Source organism: Nocardia yunnanensis, from assembly GCF_003626895.1.
Classification (GTDB): Bacteria; Actinomycetota; Actinomycetes; order Mycobacteriales; family Mycobacteriaceae; genus Nocardia; species Nocardia yunnanensis.
The window spans coordinates 2097800-2115525 of the sequence record NZ_CP032568.1 but is presented as its reverse complement, the minus strand read 5'-3'; the positions used below and the strand labels follow the sequence as shown (position 1 = coordinate 2115525).

Annotated in this window: 18 protein-coding genes and 1 pseudogene; 13 read left to right on the top strand and 6 right to left on the bottom strand. The window is 69.8% G+C overall.

All coding sequences use genetic code 11. The annotated features are described in order from the left end of the window. The first annotated feature begins 1 nt into the window (after position 1). Both D7D52_RS09695 and D7D52_RS09690 read left to right on the top strand, forming a co-directional pair. Positions 2-733 carry a glucose 1-dehydrogenase gene (locus D7D52_RS09695; RefSeq protein ID WP_120736015.1) on the top strand — a complete coding sequence of 244 codons (732 nt, stop codon included), beginning with the start codon at positions 2-4 and terminating at the stop codon, positions 731-733. A gap of 10 nt (positions 734-743) precedes the next feature. Next, positions 744-1559, top strand: a complete 816-nt coding sequence (locus tag D7D52_RS09690) for an SDR family NAD(P)-dependent oxidoreductase (protein ID WP_120736014.1) — start codon at positions 744-746, stop codon at positions 1557-1559. Here the strand turns inward: D7D52_RS09690 and D7D52_RS09685 are convergent. Next, a complete protein-coding gene (locus tag D7D52_RS09685) occupies positions 1556-3166 on the bottom strand; it encodes a FadD3 family acyl-CoA ligase (RefSeq protein WP_120743962.1) in 1611 nt (536 codons plus the stop codon). The genes D7D52_RS09690 and D7D52_RS09685 overlap by 4 nt on opposite strands. 266 nt (positions 3167-3432) lie before the next feature. Here D7D52_RS09685 and D7D52_RS38650 point away from each other — a divergent pair. The 3 genes and pseudogenes from D7D52_RS38650 to D7D52_RS09670 form a co-directional block, all read left to right on the top strand. Then, a pseudogene (locus tag D7D52_RS38650) lies at positions 3433-4971 on the top strand (pyruvate, phosphate dikinase); the annotation flags it as partial. 631 nt (positions 4972-5602) lie between these two features. Next, complete coding sequence (locus D7D52_RS09675) at positions 5603-6403, top strand: tyrosine-protein phosphatase (protein WP_162958241.1); 801 nt, start codon at positions 5603-5605, stop codon at positions 6401-6403. A gap of 88 nt (positions 6404-6491) precedes the next feature. Continuing rightward, positions 6492-6866 (top strand): hypothetical protein, encoded by a 375-nt coding sequence (locus tag D7D52_RS09670; RefSeq protein WP_120736012.1) that lies wholly within the window; start codon positions 6492-6494, stop codon positions 6864-6866. Between the two features lie 267 nt (positions 6867-7133). Here D7D52_RS09670 and D7D52_RS09665 read toward each other — a convergent pair whose 3' ends face one another. Then, positions 7134-7505, bottom strand: coding sequence for a hypothetical protein (locus tag D7D52_RS09665; RefSeq protein ID WP_120736011.1), 372 nt, complete (start codon positions 7503-7505; stop codon positions 7134-7136). Positions 7506-7542: 37 nt separating this feature from the next. Here D7D52_RS09665 and D7D52_RS09660 point away from each other — a divergent pair, with 37 nt between their 5' ends. Further along, entirely contained in the window at positions 7543-8205 is a 663-nt protein-coding gene (locus D7D52_RS09660; RefSeq protein ID WP_162958240.1) for a radical SAM protein, read from the top strand. Continuing rightward, the gene (locus D7D52_RS09655) at positions 8178-8537 is read left to right on the top strand and encodes a hypothetical protein (protein ID WP_120736009.1); all 360 of its coding nucleotides are present in this window, start codon (positions 8178-8180) and stop codon (positions 8535-8537) included. The genes D7D52_RS09660 and D7D52_RS09655 overlap by 28 nt, the downstream gene beginning before the upstream one ends. Here the strand turns inward: D7D52_RS09655 and D7D52_RS09650 are convergent. After that, complete coding sequence (locus D7D52_RS09650; RefSeq protein ID WP_120736008.1) at positions 8497-9453, bottom strand: LysR family transcriptional regulator; 957 nt, start codon at positions 9451-9453, stop codon at positions 8497-8499. The two genes, D7D52_RS09655 and D7D52_RS09650, sit on opposite strands and share 41 nt — an antisense overlap. A gap of 198 nt (positions 9454-9651) precedes the next feature. Between D7D52_RS09650 and D7D52_RS09645 the strand changes: the two genes are divergently transcribed. From D7D52_RS09645 to D7D52_RS09630, 4 genes are all read left to right on the top strand, one after another. Next, entirely contained in the window at positions 9652-10332 is a 681-nt protein-coding gene (locus D7D52_RS09645; RefSeq protein WP_120736007.1) for a succinate dehydrogenase cytochrome b subunit, read from the top strand. A gap of 2 nt (positions 10333-10334) precedes the next feature. Continuing rightward, positions 10335-12287, top strand: a complete 1953-nt coding sequence (locus D7D52_RS09640; RefSeq protein ID WP_120736006.1) for a fumarate reductase/succinate dehydrogenase flavoprotein subunit — start codon at positions 10335-10337, stop codon at positions 12285-12287. 10 nt (positions 12288-12297) lie between these two features. Next, on the top strand, positions 12298-13038 hold the full coding sequence (locus tag D7D52_RS09635) for a succinate dehydrogenase/fumarate reductase iron-sulfur subunit (RefSeq protein ID WP_120736005.1): 741 nt from the start codon (positions 12298-12300) through the stop codon (positions 13036-13038). 79 nt (positions 13039-13117) lie between these two features. Further along, a complete protein-coding gene (locus D7D52_RS09630) occupies positions 13118-13579 on the top strand; it encodes a phage tail protein (RefSeq protein ID WP_120736004.1) in 462 nt (153 codons plus the stop codon). Here D7D52_RS09630 and D7D52_RS09625 read toward each other — a convergent pair. Then, the gene (locus D7D52_RS09625; RefSeq protein WP_120736003.1) at positions 13563-14651 is read right to left on the bottom strand and encodes a winged helix DNA-binding domain-containing protein; all 1089 of its coding nucleotides are present in this window, start codon (positions 14649-14651) and stop codon (positions 13563-13565) included. The two genes, D7D52_RS09630 and D7D52_RS09625, sit on opposite strands and share 17 nt — an antisense overlap. A gap of 116 nt (positions 14652-14767) precedes the next feature. Here D7D52_RS09625 and D7D52_RS09620 point away from each other — a divergent pair, with 116 nt between their 5' ends. After that, positions 14768-14947, top strand: coding sequence for a ribbon-helix-helix domain-containing protein (locus D7D52_RS09620; protein WP_162958239.1), 180 nt, complete (start codon positions 14768-14770; stop codon positions 14945-14947). On the opposite strand, the gene D7D52_RS09615 is transcribed toward D7D52_RS09620, so the two are convergent. Further along, positions 14929-15342 carry a winged helix-turn-helix transcriptional regulator gene (locus tag D7D52_RS09615; RefSeq protein ID WP_120736001.1) on the bottom strand — a complete coding sequence of 138 codons (414 nt, stop codon included), beginning with the start codon at positions 15340-15342 and terminating at the stop codon, positions 14929-14931. The genes D7D52_RS09620 and D7D52_RS09615 overlap by 19 nt on opposite strands. A gap of 100 nt (positions 15343-15442) precedes the next feature. Between D7D52_RS09615 and D7D52_RS09610 the strand changes: the two genes are divergently transcribed. Beyond that, a complete protein-coding gene (locus D7D52_RS09610; protein WP_246023727.1) occupies positions 15443-16312 on the top strand; it encodes an alpha/beta fold hydrolase in 870 nt (289 codons plus the stop codon). Positions 16313-16324: 12 nt separating this feature from the next. On the opposite strand, the gene xylB is transcribed toward D7D52_RS09610, so the two are convergent. After that, positions 16325-17713, bottom strand: coding sequence for a xylulokinase (xylB, locus tag D7D52_RS09605; RefSeq protein ID WP_120736000.1), 1389 nt, complete (start codon positions 17711-17713; stop codon positions 16325-16327). Positions 17714-17726 lie beyond the last annotated feature (13 nt).

Below are 17726 nucleotides of genomic sequence, written 5' to 3'. Positions count from 1 at the left end.
TATGGGACGCGTTGACTCCAAGGTCGTCATCGTCACCGGCGGTGCGCGCGGCATGGGCGCGGCCTTCGCCCGCACGCTCGCCGCCGAGGGCGCCAAGGTGGTGATCACCGACGTGCTGGCCGAGGCCGGGCAGGCCGTGGCGGCCGAAATCGGGGACGCGGCAAGGTTCTTCCCTCTCGACGTGACCGACGAGGCCGCGTGGACCGAGGTGGTGGCGCGGACCGAGGCGGCGTTCGGCCCGGTCTCCGGTCTGGTCAACAATGCGGGCATCGTGCACGTGGACCCGATCGAGAAGCTCTCGGAAGCCGACTACCGCAAGGTGATCGACGTCAATCAGGTCGGCGTGTTCCTGGGCATGAAGGCCGTGATCGGTTCCATGCGGCGCGCCGGTGTCGGTTCCATCGTGAACATCTCCTCCACCGGCGGCCTCATCGGCTACTCGAACATCCTGGGCTACGTCGCCTCCAAGTGGGCCGTGCGCGGCATGACCAAAACGGCCGCACAGGAATTCGCGGCCGACAACGTCCGTGTCAACTCCGTGCATCCGGGCATCGTGGCCACCGAAATGGTCGCCACGTCGGACCGTTCGGCCAATATCGCCGCGAATCAACCGATTTCGCGGCCCGCCCGCCCCGAGGAGCTCGCCAACCTGGTGTTGTTCCTCCTCTCCGACGACTCCTCCTACAGCACCGGCTCCGAATTCGTTGCCGACGGCGGCTTCACCTCTCAGTAAGGAAACACCCATGAAGGACTTCCACGGCAAGGTCGCCGTCATCACCGGTGCGGGAGCGGGCATCGGCCGGGCGCTGGCCCTGGAGCTCGCCCGCAACGGCGCGCACCTGGCCCTGTCGGGACGCAATCTCGACAATGTCGCCGAGACCGCGGCACTGTGCGAGAAGGAAGGCGCGACGGCGAAAGCCTACAAGCTCGACGTCACCGACCGGGCCGCCGTCTACGCCCACGCCGAGGAGGTCGTCGCCGATTTCGGCAAGGTCAACCTGGTCGTCAACAATGCCGGCGTCTCGCTGACCGCCAATATCGAGGAAGTCTCCTGGGAGGACCTGGAGTGGATCTTCGGCATCAACTACTGGGGCACCCTGCACGGCGTGAAGGCGTTCCTGCCGCACGTGATCGCCTCCGGTGACGGCCATATCGCCAATGTCTCCAGCATGTTCGGCCTGGTGGCCTGCCCCAGTCAGGGCGGCTACAGCTCCTCCAAGTACGCCATGCACGCCATCAGCGACGCCCTGCGCCAGGAGATGATCATCGCCGGGTATCCGGTGGGCGTCTCCAGCGTCCACCCCGGCATGATCAAGACCGAAATCGCCTGGAAGGCACGGGCTGCCGCCACTCGCAGCCGCGACGATCTGGCCGCCAACTTCGACCGCCTGGCCCAGACCAGCCCCGAGGACTGCGCCAAGGTCATCGTCAACGGCATCCGGAAGAACAAGCCGCTCATCCTGATCGGCAAGGACGCCAAGGCGATGAACATCATGCGGCGACTGCTGGGCTCGGGCTACATGAAGCCCCTCACCGCCCAGATGCGCAAGGAGATCTAACCCGGTTCGCGCAGCCGCTGTTTGAGCACCTTGCCCCCGGTGTTGCGCGGGAGGTCGTCGACCACGACGACCTCCCGCGGCACTTTGTAGCTCGCGAGCTGGGTGCGCGCCCAGGCGATGATGGCGGCCGGGTCCGGGGTGGCGCCGCGGGCTGGCACCACCACCGCGCGGCCGACCTCGCCGAGTCGCTCGTCCGGAATGCCGAGGACCGCGACCTCGTGAATGTCGGGGTGGCGCACCAGGACTCGCTCGATCTCCGCCGGATAGGCATTGAAGCCGCCGACGATGAACATGTCCGCGAGGCGATCGGTGATGCGCAGGTAGCCGTCGTGGTCGAGGTGGCCGACGTCGCCGGTGTGCAGGAAGCCGTCGGCGTCCAGGACGGCCGCGGTGGCCCGCGGATCGTCGAGGTAGCCGACCATGACGTTCGCGCCCCGGACGGTGATCTCACCGGTGTCGCCGGTCTGCACCGGCTTGCCGTCCGGGTCGAGAATGCGGATCTCGCTGCCCGGCAAGGGCTTTCCCACCGTGCCCGCGACCAGTTCGGTCGGCGCGTCGGGCGGGCAGACGGAGACGACGCCGATGGATTCGGTGAGGCCGTAGGCGGTGAAGACGTAGGGCACGCCCAGATCGTCGCGGATGCGGCGCACCAGCTCGGCCGGGATGGGCGCACCGCCGGTGCCCGCCAACCTGAGCGAGCCGAGCAGATACCGATCGTGGTCGGCGGCCAGCAGATCGGTGAAAAGCGTTGGCGGACCCGCCAATACGGTGATGCGTTCGGTCTCGATGAGCTGCAGTGCGCGGTCGGCGTCGAACCGCTCCACCGGCACCATGGTGGCGGTGCGCAGCAGGCAGGCCAGGATGCCGGCCTTGTAGCCGAAGGTGTGCGAGAACGGATTCACCAGCAGATACCGGTCGCGGGGCCGCAGCGACACCGCATCGGCCCACTGCGCGAACACCTTCAGGCTCTGACGGTGGGTGGCCAGCACGCCCTTGGGCGCGCCCGTGGTGCCGGAGGTGAACAGGATGTCGGAAATGGAGTCCGGTTCGACCGCGGCGACGCGTTCGCGGGCGGACTGCGGTTCGATCACGGTGCCGGGGGCCAGGAAGCCCGCCCAGGAGCTGACGTCCCAGTCGGCGTCGCCCTCGCCGCGGGCGTCGTCGAGCAGGATCAGATGCTCCAGATCCGGTAGCGCACGGCCGGATTCGGCGAGCAGGCGCGGATAGTCCTGCCCCAGGAACTCCTGCACCGTGCACACCGCCTTGGCGTGGCTGCGGGCCAGCACCTCGGCGGCCTCCGCGCCGCGCAGGCGGGTGCTGATCGGCACCAGGGTCGCGCCCGCGCCCAGCATGCCGAGCGCGGTCACCACCCAGCGTGCGCTGTTGGGCGCCCAGATCCCCACCCGATCGCCGATTTCGAGCCCGGAGGCCATGGCCGCGCGCGTCACGGCGGCGACCTGGTCGGCCAGCTCGGCGAACGTCAACCGCCCGGCCGGCCCGGCGACGGCGACCGCATCCGGGTACCGCCGCGCTCTGTCCGCCACCAACTCCGGAATGGTCGTCACGGGTCCGACCGCGGAGCTCCCGCCCGAGTGCCGCCGATCCATCCGCCCATCCTGCACCACGCCAGGTTCGTGAATCCCCATTTTCCGAGTGCCATCCCGCTGACCGGTCGTGCCACGTGCACGGCCGCGAACGCACCGGGGTTCCGGTCATCGGGATGGGAGTTGGGTGTGGGGGCGGTCACGCGGCACGCTCGATGGAGTGATCCCGTGGGGGACGGGGATATTGCCCGGCAGGCCGCTCGAGCAGCGGTGGAGCGCTGGAGTGCGGAATGAATCCTGGATCTCGGAGGAGTGACATGACGGCCGGAATGGAGTTGGCGCGGCGTGCCGAGGACGCGGTGGACGCGGTGACCGTCGTCGAGCTCGATGGCGCGTGCGGGCTGTCGCGGGAGCGAATCGGCGGCAAGGCGTGGAGTATCGACCACATGCGGTCGCTGGGCCTGCCGGTGCCGCCCGCTTTCGTCCTCACCACCGACGGGTGGGCCGACTACCGCCGCCGCGGCGTCATCGCCGACGAGATCTGGGAGCAGGTGCGCGCGGGCATCGCCATGATCGAGCGCGGCACCGGGCGCGGCTTCGGTGCGCCGGCGCGGCCGCTGCTGGTGTCGGTGCGTTCGGGCGCGGCCGTGTCCATGCCCGGCATGATGGACACCGTCCTCAACCTCGGCATGACCGATGCGGTGCAGCGGGCGCTGGCCGCCGAGACCGGCAATCCGGCTTACGCGCAGGACACCCGGCAGCGGTTCGTGCACCAGTATCGCGAGACCGTGCTCGGCGACGCCGACGGTGTGGTGCCGGCCGATCCGTGGGATCAGTTGCGCGGTGCGATCGAGGCGGTGTTCCGGTCCTGGGATTCGCCGCGCGCCAAGACCTATCGCGCCCATCGCGGCCTGCCCGACACCCTCGGCACCGCGGTCACCGTGCAGGCCATGGTGTTCGGCAATCTCGACGAATCCTCCGGCACCGGAGTGCTTTTCACCCGCAACCCCAATACCGGCGACGGCCCCGTCTACGGCGAGTGGCTGGTCGGCGGGCAGGGTGAGGACGTGGTGTCGGGCCGGTTGACCCCGCGCCCGCTCGACGAGCTGGCCGCCACCCAGCCCGCGGTGCACCAGCGGCTGCTCACCGCCGTGCACCTGCTGGAACGCGACGGCCGCGACATGCAGGACGTGGAGTTCACCGTCGAATCCGGCGCCCTGTGGCTGCTGCAGTCGCGCCCGGCCAAGCGTTCGGCGCGGGCCGCGGTGCGCGCCGCGGTCGCCATGGTCGCGGAGGGTCTGATCGGCGCCGACGAAGCCCTCGACCGCATCACCGCCGAGCAGGTGCGCGAGGTGCTGCGCCCCGCCTCCGGCGACACCGGCGGCCAGCAACCCCTCGCCCGCGGCGAATCCGCCTGTCCCGGACTGGCTTCCGGCACGGTCGTCACCGATCCGGACGAGGCCGAGACGCGGGCCGCGGCGGGCGAGGATGTCATCCTGGTGCGCCCCACCACCAGTCCCGACGATCTGCACGGCATGATCGCCGCCCGCGCCGTCGTCACCGAACTGGGCGGCACCACCTCGCATGCCGCGCTGGTGAGCCGGGAACTGGGCCGCCCCTGCGTGGTCGGCTGCGGGCCGGGCGTCGTCGCGGCGCTGGCCGGCCGGACGGTGACCGTGGACGGCGAGGCCGGTCTGGTGCTGCCCGGCGCGGTCGTCGCCAAGCCGGTCGAGCAGTCCGTGCTCGACGACATTCGCCAGCTCGCCCAGTGGGCCGGCGTGGACGGCGAGCAGCTGGCCGATCGCCTCGACCGGCGTGCCCCCGAACAGACCGAGCAGGAACAGGTTTCGGCCGCGCCCGCCCTCGTCACCGAACTGGCCGTGCTGCGCCTGGTCGGCATCAAGGGCCGGGTGAACGCCGACAATCTGGCCGCCAGCCTCTTCGCCGACGCGGCCGAGATCGCCGACTGCTGTGCGGGTTTGGTGACCACCGGCTACTGCGCGAGCACCCCCGCCGGGTTCCGGCTGACCCCCGAGGGCCGCCCGCGCCTGGCGCAGCTGCTGGCCGAGGAGCGCGACACCGTCGACGCGGCCGCCCTCACCGCCGCCTACGACGAGTTCTGCGTCTTCAACGCCGAGCTGAAGGTCATCATCACCGACTGGCAGATGAAGGATCCGGCGACGGTCAACGATCACGCCGACGCCGACTACGACGCCTCGGTCCTGGCCCGGCTCAACGACACTCACCGCACGTTGCGGCCGCTGATCGCCCGGCTGGGCGATCTCGCCCCGCGGCTGTCGCGCTATCTGGATCGTCTCGACCGGGCCGTGGAACGCATTGCCGAAGGCGACCACACCTATGTGGCGCGGCCCATCATGGACAGCTACCACACCGTCTGGTTCGAACTGCACGAAGACCTCATCGGCCTGTGCGGCCTGTCCCGCGCGGAAGAGGCGGCGGCCGGCCGTGCCCACTGAGCCGCTGACGCCCACTGAGCCCATGGCGCCCACCGACCCCCTGACGCCCACCGAGCCCCTGTCTTCCACCGATGCCGGGGTCGGACGCTGGGTCGAGTTCGACCAGATCGACAACGTCCGCGATCTGGGCGGCCTGCCCGTGAAAGACTGCGGCACAACACGTTTCGGTGTCGTGCTGCGCTCCTCCACCCTCCAGCAGGCCACGGAAGCAGACCTCGCGCGCCTGCTGGACACGGTGGGCCTGCGCACGATTATCGACCTGCGCCTGCCCGACGAGATCGAACGCGAAGGCTACGGCCGCATCGGCGCCGCCGACGTCCACATCGCCAACCTCCCCATCCGCAAATCGCCCCAATCGTCCCTGGCCGCACGGGATCTCGTGCCCGACAAGACCCGGGTCGACCTGACGGAACTCTACGGCCAGCTCCTGGCGGGCAGCGGTGAACACATCGTCGAAGCCGTACGCCTGATCATCGACCCGCATCGTCGCTCCCTGCTGTTCCATTGCGCCGCAGGCAAAGACCGCACCGGCGTCCTGGCCGCGGTGCTGCTGGACGCGGTCGGCGTGCCCGCCGAACTCGTCGCCGAGGATTACGCGCTGACCAACCAGCGCATGCAGCGCGTCCGCGACCGCCTGGACGCCCTGCCCTCCTATGCGGGCCTCCCGCAAGCCAATACCGGCATCCTCGCGGTGACCGCCGACGTCATGCTGCGGTTCCTGGACAACCTGCACGCCGAGCACGGCGGCGCCGCCGAATGGCTGCTCGCCAACGGTCTCACGGCGTCCGAGCTCCAGCGGCTCCGCGCGGTCCTGGTCCAGTAGATACCGACCGATCCGCTCCAGATTCCTTCCCGGGCACAGTAACCCGCCGCCTACCTGTAGGTGTCGGGCCCCATCGGAAGGAATCCGCATGTCACCTTCGACCAACCGCCGCGCCGCCGCGATCGCGCGGCTCGCCGGAATCGCCGCGACCATGGCCGCCGCCCCGGCGATCGTCGCCGGCCTCACCGGACCCGCCGACGCGGCCACCGCACCGGCCCCGGCGGCCACTGTGATCGGCTCCGCGGCGCAGGCGCACCTCGCGACCCTGCTCACCGCCGAGTCCACGGCCCGGCCGGCGGCCGCCGCCGACGTGCGGCTCGCGGCCACCCGGCCCAACCCGTTCCATCAGTTCAGCCAGTTTCACGAAGGCCCGTTCCGTCAGGGGCAACCGTTCCACCAGGCGGTGCCGTTCCATCAGGCGCCCGAGGGCGGCGGGCCCTTCCAGCAGCTCTCCGAACCGTAGATCTCCCCGTCGGTCCGATCACGAGAAGAGAGCGTGCCCAGGTGAACTCGACCACTCGAACCATGCAGATCGTGGTGAAGGTCTCCAAGTTCTGCAACCTGCGCTGCAGGTACTGCTACGAATACCCGGAGCTCGGCAACAGCGCGGCCATGTCCCGCGCGCAGCTCGCCGCCATGTACCGCACACTGCTCGAGCACGTGCTGGCGCTCGAGGAACGGGACGGGACCGCCACCCGGCTCGAGTTCATCTGGCACGGCGGCGAACCGCTCATGCAACCCGTGCTGTTCTATCGGCAGACGCTGGCCGATCAACGTCGAGATCTTCGGTGCGCGGGTGCCGGTCGCCAACAGCGTGCAGACCAACCTGACACTGCTCGACGAGCAGCGTCGCGCCCTGCTCGCCGATGGTTTCGATTCGGTCGGCGTCTCCCTCGACGTCATCGGAGGGCTGCGGGTGAACGCGGCGGGTCGTGACTCCCAGCAGCGGGTGGCCGCGAATCTCGACGTGCTGGTGGCCTCCGGCGTGCCGGTGGGCTGTATCTCGGTGCTGACCGCACGCAATATCGACGCGGTGGACGAGCTGTTCCGGTACTTCGAGCGCCGCCGGCTGAACTTTCCGGGCGCTGCCGCTGTTCGACACCGGCGAGCCCGGGCAGACCGCGCCGTTCGAAGTGACGGTGGCGCACGAGCTTTCGGCACTGACCCGCCTGTTCGACCTGTGGCTGGCGGGCGAGGTGCTGCAGCGCCCGCCCGCGCCCCTGGACACCTATGTCGAGATCGCCGCGCGCTATCTCACCGGGGCGCGCGGGCCGGAGTACCTGGATCGCCGGGAATGGCTGCCGGTGATGCTGGTGAACACCGACGGCTCCTGCTTCACCTACGGTGAACCGTACGGCGATCCCGCCTGGTCGATCGGCACTGTGTTCACCGACCGGTTCGCCGAGATGCTGGCCGGTCCCGTCTTCGAGCGCTGTGCCGTCGCCGCCGAACGCCGGGTGGCGCGAAACTGCCTGTCGTGTCCGTTCTTCGACGCCTGCGGGGCCTCCCTGATGGCCGAGACCGAATCTCGGGAGCGGGATGGCACAGCGATCCGATGCCGACCCGGGCGACTGGATAGCCTGGCCGCGCCCGCCTGGCTGCTGGACGCCTGCGCCGCCCTGCGCGCGGCCGCCGCGACCGGCGACGAGCGGGCCCTGGATGCCGAGATCGACGCTCCGGCAGGGGCATCGAAGGACCCCTGCTCTACGGCAGCACCCTGGACGGCAGCCCGACCCTCACCCTCGGCAGCCACGGCCGCCGGGTCGGACTCCACGTGGACGACTGGTCCAACGCGCCCGTGAAAGACCGTGCGGCAGCGCACAATCGGCTCTCGATCAACCTCGGTGACCACGATCGCCGGCTGCTGTGCGTCAACCTTCCGCTTCAGGTCATGGCGCAAACCCTGCGCGACCACGGGCACCCCGAAGGCGACGGGGCCTCCGCGTACACGCTGGCGCGCCGTTTCCTGCGCGAGTTTCCGCGCTACCCGGTCACCCGGATCACCATTCGTCCCGGGGAGGCCTATCTCGCGCCCACCGAGAACATGCTCCACGACGGGCACGCGGTACCGGACGGTCACCTCGATCTGCAGTTCAGCTGCCGTGGCCGATTCCGGCCGCCGCACGCCCGCTGACCGCCTCGACCCCCACCGGCAGGGTGCCGTCCGCGGCGGACTCCCGGAGAAAGCTCTCCAGGGTGGCCCGGAACGCCCCGGCGGCATGGGTCGGGGCGACGTCCTTGCGGTGCGCGAGCGCGACCGTCCGGTGCAGTCCGGGCAGCGGAATGCCCTGCAGCCCAGGGCGTCCGGCCAGCACCGTGCTGGGGACGACCGCGACGCCGAGCCCGACCTCCACGAACCGCAGCACCGCGTCCATCTCACCGCCCTCGACGGCGAAACGCGGTTCGAACCCGGCCGCCCGGCACGCGCCGAGGGTGGCCTCGCGCAGGTCGTAGCCCTGCCGGAACATCACCAGCGGGCGGTCGCGCAGATCGGTGATGTGCAGGTGAGTGCGGCCGGAGAGGGTGGGGTCGTCGCGGCGGGCGGCCACCACCAGATCGTCGCGCAGGATCGGGGTGGTGGCCAGCGGGGTGTCCTCGGGCAGCGGCAGAATCACCAGCGCCAAATCGAGTTCGCCCCTGGTCAATTGGCGCACCAGGTCGCGAGACCCGCCCTCTTCCACCAGCAGTCGGATTCCGGGGTACGAGTCGTGGAAGCGGCGCAGCGTGTCGGCCAGCAGTCCCGAGCACAAAGAGGGCGTCGCCCCCAGGCGGACTCGCCCGTGGCGCAGTCCGACCAGCTCCTGGACCTCGAGCCGCGCGGTATCCACGTCGGCGAGAATTCGATTGGCCAGCGGCAACAGCGCCTCGCCCGCCGGGGTCAGCGTGATGTTGCCGCGGGCCCGGCTGAACAGCGGCGCACCGAGTTCGTCCTCGAGCACCCGAATCTGCTTGGACAGCGAGGGCTGGGCCACCCCCAGCTCGTCCGCGGCCCGGGTGAAATGCTGGGTGCGCGCCACCCCCAGGAAATACGTCAACTGCTGCAACTGCACCTCGCCAGCCTAGGACTCTGAACTGCGGCTTTCGGATTCCGAGTCGATGATCACACGCGGGCTGTGACATCCTTCACCTCCCGAATTCACTACTCGCAGTAGTAATCCCGGCCCCAGCTCGCTGCATAGCCGCCGGTCATGGTGACCAGATCGCCGCGGACTTGGACCGCCGGGCGGGGCCGGGCCTACCGTCCGCTCATGGCTGTCGCACTACCCGAGCTCTACCGCACGACGGTGGGCAAGAAGGCCGTGATGGCGGTGACCGGGGGCATTCTCGTGCTGTTCCTCATCGCCCACATGGCCGGGAATCTGAAGGTGTTCCTGGGCGCGTCCGAGTTCGACCACTACGCCGACTGGTTGCGGACCGTCGGCGAGCCCGCGGTGCCGCGCCGCGGCCTGCTGACCGTCGTGGAGGTCGTGCTCGGGGTGAGCGTGGTCCTGCACATGTGGTCGGCGATCTCGCTGGCCCGCACCGCGCGCCGCGCCCGCCCGGTCCGGTACGCCGCCAAACGGACCTCGCACGCCCACGGCTACGCCGTGCACACCATGCGGTGGGGCGGGGTCATCATCGCGCTGTATCTGGTCTGGCATCTGCTGGACCTGACCTTCGGCGCGGTGAACCCCGCGGGCGGCGCGGCGACGCCCTACGCGAAAGTGGTCGCCGACTTCGCGCCGTCGCACTGGTACGTCACGGTGTTCTATGTGGTCGCCGTCATCCTGGTCGGTCTGCACCTGCGCCACGGCATCCGCAGCGCCGCACAGACTTTGGGGCTGACCGCCCGCCACCACTACGACCTGGCGGCGGCCGTCGTCTCCGCCCTGCTCGTCGCCGGCTTCCTGGCCGTGCCGACCGCCGTCACATTCGGATGGGTGAAATAGTCATGAGCGAAAACCACGACAGCGCAATCCTTTACCTCGACGGCGACCCGATCGCCGACACCGCCGCCCCAGTCGGCCCGATCGCCGACCGCTGGACCACCCGCACGTTCGAGGCCAAGCTGGTCAATCCGGCCAACAAGCGCAAGAAGACCGTCATCGTCATCGGCACCGGTTTGGCCGGCGGCGCGGCCGGGGCCACCCTGGGCGAACAGGGCTATCACGTCGTCCAGTTCTGCTTCCAGGACTCGCCGCGGCGCGCCCACTCGATCGCCGCGCAGGGCGGGATCAATGCCGCCAAGAACTACCGCAACGACGGCGACAGCGTGCACCGGCTGTTCTACGACACCGTCAAGGGCGGCGACTACCGGTCGCGGGAGTCGAATGTGCATCGGCTGGCGGAGATCTCGACGCGGATCATCGATCAGTGTGTGGCGCAGGGCGTCCCGTTCGCGCGGGAGTACGGCGGCCTGCTCGACAACCGGTCCTTCGGCGGCACCCAGGTCTCGCGCACGTTCTACGCCCGCGGCCAGACCGGACAGCAGCTGCTGCTGGGCGCGTATCAGGCGCTCATGCGCCAGATCGACGCCGGCACGGTCGAATTGCACGCCCGGCACGAAATGCTGGACCTCATCATGGCCGACGGGGTGGCGCGCGGCGTGGTCGTGCGCGACCTGATCACCGGAGAGATCAAGTCCTACACCGCGGATGCCGTGGTGCTGGCCTCCGGCGGGTACAGCAACGTCTACTTCCTGTCCACGAATGCCATGGGCTCCAATGTCACCGCGTCCTGGCGGGCGCACAAGCACGGCGCCTACTTCGCCAACCCGTGCTTCACCCAGATCCACCCCACCTGTATCCCGGTCTCCGGCGACCATCAGTCGAAGCTGACCCTGATGTCGGAGTCGCTGCGCAACGACGGACGCGTCTGGGTGCCGAAAACCGTTGGCGACCACCGGGAACCGGGCGACATCCCGGAGACCGAACGCGACTACTATCTCGAACGCGTCTACCCGGCCTTCGGCAATCTCGTCCCGCGCGACATCGCCTCCCGCGCGGCCAAGCACGTCTGCGACGAGGGGCGCGGCGTCGGCCCCGGCGGGCTGGGCGTCTACCTCGACTTCGCCGACGCGATCGCCCGCCTGGGCCGCGACGCGGTGGAAGCCAAGTACGGCAACCTCTTTCAGATGTACGAGCGCATCACCGGCGAGAACCCGTACCGGACGCCCATGCGCATCTACCCCGCCGTGCACTACACGATGGGCGGCCTGTGGGTCGATTACGATCTGCGCTCCACCATCCCCGGCCTGTTCGTGATCGGCGAGGCCAACTTCTCCGACCACGGCGCGAACCGGCTCGGCGCGTCGGCGCTCATGCAGGGCCTGGCCGACGGGTATTTCGTGCTGCCCACCACGCTCGGGGACTATCTCGCCCGCGGACCCCAGGGCGAGGTGCCCGCCGCGGCCGTCGCGGCGGCGGAGGCCCGCGTGCGGTCGATGATCGACCGGCTGCTGTCGGTGCGGGGCGATCGCACCGTGGACTCCTTCCATCGCGAACTCGGCCACCTCATGTGGGAGTACTGCGGAATGGAACGCACCGAGGCGGGACTGCGCAAGGCGCTGGTCCTCATTCCCGCGCTGCGTGCCGAGTTCTGGGAGCGGGTCACCGTCCCCGGTTCGGGCGACGACCTCAACCAATCGCTCGAACGGGCGGGCCGGGTCGCCGACTTCCTGGAGCTGGCCGAGCTCATGGTCGTGGACGCATTGCACCGCACCGAATCCGCGGGCGGCCACTTCCGGGCCGAATCGCAGACCGCCGACGGCGAGGCCGCGCGCGACGACGAACGGTTCGCCTACGTCGCCGCCTGGGAGTGGAACGGCGCCGGCCGGCCGCCGACGCTGCACAGGGAGGCGCTGAGCTTCGAATACGTCCACCCGTCCACCCGGTCCTACAAGTGAGGGGACACCCATGAAGCTCACCCTGCGCATCTGGCGCCAGCACGGCCCGCGGGACCGCGGCGGACTGGTCGACTACCGCGTCGAAATCTCGCCCGACGCATCGTTTCTGGAGATGCTCGACGTCCTCAACGAGGAACTCGTGCGGACCGGTGCGGAACCGATCGCCTTCGACCACGACTGCCGCGAAGGCATCTGCGGCATGTGCTCGCTCGTCATCGACGGGACCCCGCACGGGCCCGAACGCGCCACCACCACCTGCCAGCTGCACATGCGCACGTTCGCCGACGGCGACACCATCACGGTGGAACCGTGGCGGGCCAAGGCTTTCCCGGTGGTGAAGGATCTGGTCGTCGACCGCTCGGCATTCGACCGCATCATCCAGTCGGGCGGCTACATCACCGCGCCGACCGGCACCGCACCCGAAGCCCACGCGATCCCGGTCCCGAAACCCGACGCCGACTCCGCCTTCCAGGCCGCCGAATGCATCGGCTGCGGCGCCTGTGTGGCCGCCTGCCCCAACGGGTCGGCCATGCTGTTCACCGCCGCCAAGGTCACCCACCTCGGGCTGCTGCCCCAGGGACAGCCCGAGCGGTACTCACGCGTCGCGGCCATGGTCGAAACCCACGACGAGGAGGGCTTCGGCGGCTGCACCAATACCGGCGAATGCACCCTGGCCTGCCCGAAGGAGATTCCGCAGGACGTGATCGGACGCCTGAACCGCGATCTGCTGCGGTCGGTCCGCCAGAGGTAGGCCAAATTCCAGGGTTTCGCACCGGGCTCACCTATGCTCGGTCGGGGACCCTGGACACCGCGAGGAAAGGGAATTCACCATGACCTATGTCGTGGACTTCACGAATGTCTCGACCGTCGGCCTGGAATCGTCACCGGTCGCCGACGCCCTCGCCGGACTGCGGGCCAACGAGGCCCGGTACTTCAAGAACAAGTACAACCTCGAATTCACCACCGAGCCGGCGAAAAAGGCCAAGAAGACGATCGACTGGGTCAGCACCATCCTGGACAAGGAACGCGGCATCGTCATCGCCTCCCCGCCGCTCGAGGCCACCGAATTCGAGGTCGAGGGCATCCGGTGGGCGTACGTCTTCTACGAGAGCGGCCTGTCGATCAACGCCCTCTACACCCTCGCCGACGCCGGTAAGCGCGCGGTCGGGTTCAAGCTCTCCGACGGGATGGAGGTCCCCGAGGAACTGTCCGGCTTCAAGTTCGCGCGGCAGAAGTCCAAGCTGGCCGGGACGATTCGCGGCTCCTACTTCGTCATCAAGAACGAATACTGATCGCGCCCGCCGCATCGGGTACGAGGATCGGCAGCAGCCGCTCGGCCTCGGCCCGCACCGCCGCCGCGGCCGATGCCGACAGCGGATGCCACGGGGTGATCCGGATGGTCGAGCCGTCGAGATCCCAACGGCCGTGCACGAATCCGTCGACCAGATAGAACGGCACGCCGCCCGAGGCGATCTTGGCGATCCGGGCGCGATCGGTGTCGCCGATGATGCGGCGGCGATCCCGATGGCCCAGGCAGGAATTGTCGAAGGCCGGCAGAAAACGGACCGGGGCCGGGAGATCCGGGTCGGCGATCGGAGCGTCGGGCAGGTCGAAGAGTTCACGGCCGGACTCGTCGCGGTACACCGCCAGTTCCGGCCGCAGCCGGGTCACGACCTCGGCGAGGCGGGTGACACCCGCGAACTCCTGAATGTCGGCGACGGTGGCGGGCCCGTAGGCCGCCAGATAGCGGCGGATCAGGGTTTCCGGCTGCGGGTTCGCGTCCACTCCCGCGTCCAGCCACTCCTCGGCCAGCGAGACCGCGACCGAGCGGCCCCGCCACGCGCCCCAGGCGCCGGCGGACGCGTCGTGCAGCAGCGGACGGACGATGCCCAGGGCGTGCACCAGGGCGCTGGGTTCGCGGCCGGGGAAGCGCGCGGCGAGCTGTTTGCCGAGGTCGCGCCGGGCCACCGTGCGGCCGGCGAGCAATTCCTTTCCGGCCGTGGCCAATTCGGCGATGTCCAAGCCGGTGGTGGCGTCCCGCAGATAGGTCGAACGCAGGGCGGGTTCGACGGCAGGGCGGACCGTCGGATACAGCCAGCGGTAGTCGGCGGCATGGCTGAGATGGACCGTGCGCCGGATCGTGGTGGCGCGCACCACCGTTCGATCCTGCAGCAGCCGCACGAGATCCTCGTGCCGAAAATCGGTGAGCCGCGCCCACAATCCGATGTACGGCCAGTTCGGCTCCTGCCCCTGCACCGCGAGCAGGTGGCGGACGAGCTCGGCGGCGGGCATCGCCGCCCGTTCGTTCAGCTTCTGACGCAGCAGCAGGGTGCGGTTCAAGGTTCGCAGCGAGAGTTCCGGCATGTCTTCATTGTGGAATCGATGTAGGACCATTTATGTCCTATATGAACACAGTAGTGAAACTGAGCAATTTCAGAGTTGTGTCGCCCGCCGTCACCTCGAGGTGGTATGACTTGCCGGTGGCATGGACTCTGCGGCTCAGCGAGGACGAAGAAGCTGCGCTGAGTGCGCAGGCGGCGATGGAAGGGCGATCGAAGCACGAGATCGCTCGCGACGCCATCCGGAACTACCTCACCCGGCACAAGACCTGGGACGACTACCTGTCGGACGGTCCGGTCGTCTACGGGAAAGTGGGCTGATCGAGCGCGGCATCGGCGGCATTGGCGCGGTCGATCTCGGCCATGTGGTCTTCGGCCCAGGTTCGCAGGGCCGCCAGCGGAACCTCCAGGGACAGGCCGAGTTCGGTGAGCCGGTAGTGCACGCGCGGCGGGACGGTCGGTTCCACGCGGCGGGCGACCAGGCCGTCCCGGGTCAGGTTCTGCAGGGTCACCGACAGCATCTTCTGGGATACGCCGGGCATGCGGCGACGCAGCTCGGCGAATCGCACCTCGTCGGGGGCGGCGTCCGCGAGGACCTTGACCGCCATCGACGTCCATTTGGTGCCGATGCGATCGAGCAATTGCCGTGTCGGGCACCGGCAATCGAACAGATCACCGCGCCCCGCGGCGTCTGCATGCGCTGATCGAGTGGTCACCTGGACCTCACCACCTGTCCTGAACGTGCCGTCTTGGCAGCGCAACCGGGGTTACCTACCGTTTTCTGGTAACCAATGGTAACCATCCCCGGGAGTTCCTGTGTCCTGCACCTCGCCCGCGCCGATCGCACTGCGCCGCATCGAGACCAACGGCATGACCGCCAACGTCGCGCTCGCCGGCGCCGGCCCGGCGGTCGTTCTGCTGCACGGCTTCCCGCACACCTGGCGGGTGTGGAGCGAGATCATCGGCCCGTTGGCCGCACACCACCGGGTCATCGCCCCGGACCTGCGCGGCTTCGGCGCCTCCAGCCGCGCGCCGGACGGCTACGACGCCGGCACGCTGGCGACCGATATCGCCGGAATCCTCGATGCCCTGGGCGAATCCACCGCGTCGGTGGTCGCGATCGATGCCGGCACCCCGGTCGCGGTCCTGCTCGCCCTGCGCCACCCCGCACGCATCCGACGGCTGGTGGTGATGGAAGCGCTGCTCGGCACGCTCCCCGGCGCGGAGGACTTCCTCGCCGCGGGGCCGCCCTGGTGGTTCGGCTTCCACGCCGTCCCCGGTCTCGCCGAAACGGTGCTGATCGGTCAGGAGGCGCGATACATCGACTGGTTCCTCACCACCGGCACCCGCGGCCGCGGCGTCCGGCCCGACCTCCGCGACGCGTTCCTCGCGGCCTACACCGGGACGGATGCCCTGCGCTGCGCCTTCTCCTACTACCGCGCGCTCCCGGCCTCCGCCCGCCAGCTCGAGCAGGCCGCCGTCGCCCGGCTCACCGTGCCCGCCCTGGCGATCGGCGCGCACCCGGTCGGCGATGCTCTGGAACGACAGCTACGCCCCCTCGCCGACGACCTCACCGCCCATGTCATCCCCGACTGCGGCCATATCATTCCGCTGGACCGTCCCCGCGAGCTGCTCGGCCTCCTCATGCCGTTCCTCGCCGCGGGCGATCGGCGGGCGACGTCGTGAAACCTGCTGGCGTCACGGGTAATACGTATCCCTGATCTCGGCGTAGCGCTGGCGAATGGCCGCGCCGACGCCGGCGGTGACGGCGTGGAAATCGGTGCCGGCCGGGGCGGGCCAGCGGGGCGGCCGGGGACCGCCGCGCAGCGCCCAGGCCGCCTGGCGGGCCGCGCCGAGGGCGACGTATTCGCTGGGGTTGGGCACGGTGATGGTGCGCCCGAAGATGGTGGCGGCCGCGTGCGCGATCAGGCGCGAGCGGGATGCGCCGCCTATCAACAGGATTCGATGCGGGACGATCGGCAGCCGGTCGAGAGCGTCGGCGATATTGCAGAGCATGCCCTCGATGGCGGCGCGGGCCAGATGATGCGGGCGCATGGTGTGCGGGCGCAGGCCGTGCAGGCTGCCGGTGGCGTGCGGCAGGTTGGGGGTGCGTTCACCGGTGAGATAGGGCAGCAGCGTCAAGCCGTCCGCGCCCGCGGGGGATTGGGCCGCAAGCACTTCCAGCCCGGACAGATCGGTCCCGAGCAGCACCGCCGTCGCGTCCAGCACCCGGGCGGCGTTGAGCGTGCAGACCAGCGGCAGGAATGCGCCGGTGGCGTCGGCGAAACCGTTGACCACTCCCGACGGGTCGGCGCTGGGGCGCGTGGCGCGGGTGAAGACGGTGCCGCTGGTGCCGAGCGAGACCACCACATCGCCGTCGTCGATGCCCAAACCCAGTGCGGCGGCGGCATTGTCGCCGGTGCCGGCCGCGACCAGGCGGCCGCCGGGCGTGTGGCCGGCGATCTCGGCCGGGGCCAGCACCCGCGGCAGGGCGGGGTTGCGACCGCGAAAGGCCATGGTCAGCAGATCGGGTCGATAGTTGCCGTCGGCGGGCGACCAATAGCCGGTGCCGGAGGCGTCACCGCGATCGGTGGTGGGTTCGGTGGCCGGATCACCGCCGCGCAGCTGCCAGGTCAGGTAGTCGTGCGGCAACAGCACGCGAACTGTTCGGTCGGCCAATTCCGGTTCGTGGTCGGCGAACCAGCGCAGCTTGGCCACCGTGTGCGCGGCCAGCGGCACGCTGCCCACCGCGTCCGCCCACGCTTGCGGACCGCCCAGTTCGTTCACCAGTTGCGACGCCGCCTCCGCGGAGCGGGTGTCGTTCCACAGCAACGCGTCTCGCACCGGATGCCCGGCCGCGTCGAGCACCACCAGCCCGTGCTGCTGGCCGGCCACCGCGATGGCCTCCACATCGCGCATCATGCGGTCGCAGGCCGCGCGCAATGCCTCCCACCACATGTCCGGCGGCACCTCGGTGCCGTCGTGGTGCGGAATCTGGCGCTGCCGCAATACCGTTCCGGTATCCGCGTCGCACACCAGGATCTTGCAGGACTGCGTGGAGGAATCCACGCCGGCAACGACCGTCATTGGCCCCTACCCG